Source organism: Psychromonas sp. (genome assembly GCF_983033635.1).
Genome location: NZ_CEZLMY010000275.1, coordinates 1 through 3,037 on the forward strand (window position 1 = coordinate 1; position 3,037 = coordinate 3,037).

1 protein-coding gene and 1 pseudogene are annotated in these 3,037 nt (G+C 38.4%); one reads left to right on the forward strand and one right to left on the reverse strand.

The window, feature by feature from the left end:
• A pseudogene (locus tag AC4GME_RS18395) lies at positions 1-290 on the reverse strand (GGDEF domain-containing protein); the annotation flags it as partial.
• A 728-nt stretch (positions 291-1,018) separates the two neighbouring features.
• On the opposite strand from AC4GME_RS18395, the gene AC4GME_RS18400 reads away from it, so the two are divergent.
• Positions 1,019-2,959, forward strand: coding sequence for a cation:proton antiporter (locus tag AC4GME_RS18400; protein WP_490378818.1), 1,941 nt, complete (start codon positions 1,019-1,021; stop codon positions 2,957-2,959).
• The last annotated feature ends 78 nt before the right edge of the window (positions 2,960-3,037 follow it).

Genomic DNA, 3,037 nt, shown 5'->3' on the forward strand with positions numbered 1-3,037 from the left:
TCTTTAAATACCATTGAGCTTAATTCTGAAAATTTTAGTGCGTGCTTTAAATTTACGACCAATAAATGATGCAGCTCTGTCAGTAATTTATCTTCATTTGCACTAATCGGAGTTTCACTTTGGTATGTGATAGAGCCAATTCTGGCACTTGTTGAAGACAAAGACAGGTTGTAGCTTTTATGATGTGGAAATTTCCCCTCATTTTTCAGGCTAAAAAATCCATGTGCAGATTGAAAGCGGATATTAAACGGGCGGACAAACTTTGCCGCTAAAGAGGAAAAATTGTTCATCATCTCTTTTAAATCTAACGTTTCTTGCAGCAGCTCGAGAATAGCCAGTCTGTTTTCAACTGTTAATAGAGGATCATTGGAAAATACCGCAAACAGCTTGTTGCTGTGAGGATAAACCCCTATTTCAGCTTGTGTTATTGTTTCGATAATAAACTCCTTTATTTAACCAGTTGACGCCTTTTTTATTTTAAATGCACATTTCATGCCATATCTAACAAAATGAACAAAGAAGTGAGGGGGATAAATGTTCATGATTTGCTGGGTTTTGGCTATGCTTAAGGTACTGGCTTTGACTAATAGTAAATTGCATAATTAAGTTCTCACTCAGAATACGCTGTGCTGTTGCAGTTCCATGCGCGTCGATTTAGGAATGGCTACTCCTTTTCAAATTGACGCAATAATGAAAATGGAATCGCACGGCGCCTCTCGGAGGGCGGGGTTGCAGGCGTTTTATACTGCGTTAGATTATTTCACAATTGAAATACCGGCTAGAGCAATTATCGGCCTTACCTAAAACGTTTTGAACTCCAGCTGAGAGGAGCAAGTTTACTGCAATTACTAGAATTGATTATTTTCCCTTTTAGAAAATATTGGCTTTAAATTAAAAAAAATAAAAATTTCCATAATGCAAACCGGGGCTATTTATAAGTATGCTCTTTTTTTGAAACGGTTTATTGACGCTAAAAGGGCTGTTTAACAGGCGCGTCAATTAGGAGAGATTTAAGATAGTGCTAAGCGATCTTTTATTATTGTTATTTTTTGCCATCATTAGTGTGATTGTATTTCGACGATTTAGGTTGTCGAATATTGTCGCCTACCTGTTTACTGGCTTTATGCTCGGTCCTTCTTTACTAAATTTTCTTGATTCCTATCGCGAAATAGAGCTGGTTGCTGAATTCGGTATCGTTTTTTTAATGTTCTCATTAGGTTTGGAATTTTCCTTAAATAAATTAATTGAGATGCGCCGCTCAGTATTTGGTGTGGGAGTATTACAGGTAATAGTTTCGTTTTTGATGTTTTATTCGTTAAGTCAGTTATTTGAGATGACATGGCAGCAATCGTTTACTGTGGCGAGTGTCTTAACCATGTCATCAACAGCAATCATTGTTAAAGTATTGTCGGATCAGCAAAGGTTACATTCGCAAACGGGTAAACTGGCAATTGCGATTTTACTGTTCCAGGATCTTGCCGTTGTTCCTTTTTTAATTGTTATTCCTATTATTGCAATGCCTGTATTAGAAGGCGAATTTGTAATACCTTTATCGATTGCTTTTTTGAAAGGTACATTTGCCGTTGCTGTTTTATTATCAACAGGTCGTTGGTTATTACCACGTTTTTTTTATGAAATGGGCAGTTTGCGTTTCGATGAAGTTTTTATTTTATCGACACTTTTTGTCACCTTGCTGGCTGCCTGGTTTACACAACTGCTGGGTTTGTCGATGGCATTGGGGGCCTTTTTGGCGGGCATGATGTTGGCAGAAAGCCATTATCGGCATCAGCTCTCTGCTGATATTCGTCCCTTTAAAGATATCTTGATGGCGATGTTTTTTATCTCAATCGGCACCCTGTTACATTTCGAAGTATTACGCGATAACCTTAGCACCTTGCTACTGATTGTGGTTGGCGTGATGGTCGCTAAAACAGTGACTATTATGCTGGCAGCCTTGATAATGAGAGAAAAGTTGAAAACTTCACTGGGGGTGGGCATCGTTTTGGCGCAAATGGGCGAGTTTGGTTTTATATTGGTGGCTATGGCTAATAAGTATCAATTATTAGATGAGCAGTTATCTTCCCTGCTTATTGCAACGGGGGTGATTAGTATGTCATTAACGCCTCTGTTGGTGAAATACAGTCAAAATATTACCCGTGAAATGCTGCATCATTATGAAAACGTATTTCGCTTTCAAAAAACCTTACCTGGGCAATTTAGCGATCACACCATTATTTGTGGTTACGGGCGTGTCGGGCAGATTGTGTCGCGTTTTTTAAGAAGTGAATCATTACCCTTTATTGTATTAGATAGAGATCCAATGCGCGTTAAAGAAGCACGGGAAGGGGGGGAACAAATTGAATTTGGTGATGCAAGTCGGCGCGAAATATTACTGATAGCAGGTATAGAAAAAGCCAAACTGTTAATTATTACCTTTGATGATCTGCAGCGTTCAATGACACTATTAGGACAAATTCGTTTGATCAACCCCAACGTAAAAGTATTAGTGCGCACTAAAAATGATAAAGGTTTACAGGAGTTACTAGATGCAGGGGCAAGTGAAGTTATCCCTGAAGTATTAGAAGGCAGTTTGATGCTGGTTGCGCAAGTTTTATTTTTATCGGGTATTCCACGGCGGCGGATAATGGAGCGCTTAGATTGTGAGCGTAGAACTAAATACCAACATCTGCATGGTTTTTACTATGGACAAAATAGTCAAAAAGAAAAAGATGAATGGCTTATTGAGCCGTTGCATGCGGTTGTATTAACTGAAAGTTCAGAAGTACTGGGCAGTTATGTAGATCAGCTGCACCTTTCAGGAATAATTATAAAATCATTACACCGACAAGGTGGCGAAGAGGTTGTAATATCTGCAGAGGTGCGTTTTAAAGTAGGAGATGTGGTTTTACTGCAAGGATTAAAAAATGATCTTTTGCAAGCTGAAAAAATCTTATTGTGAAAAACAGGTAATACCAATTCCATTAATTAGATGATCTATTTAGGCGCAGGAAAAATGGATGAAAGCAAGGCATTGATT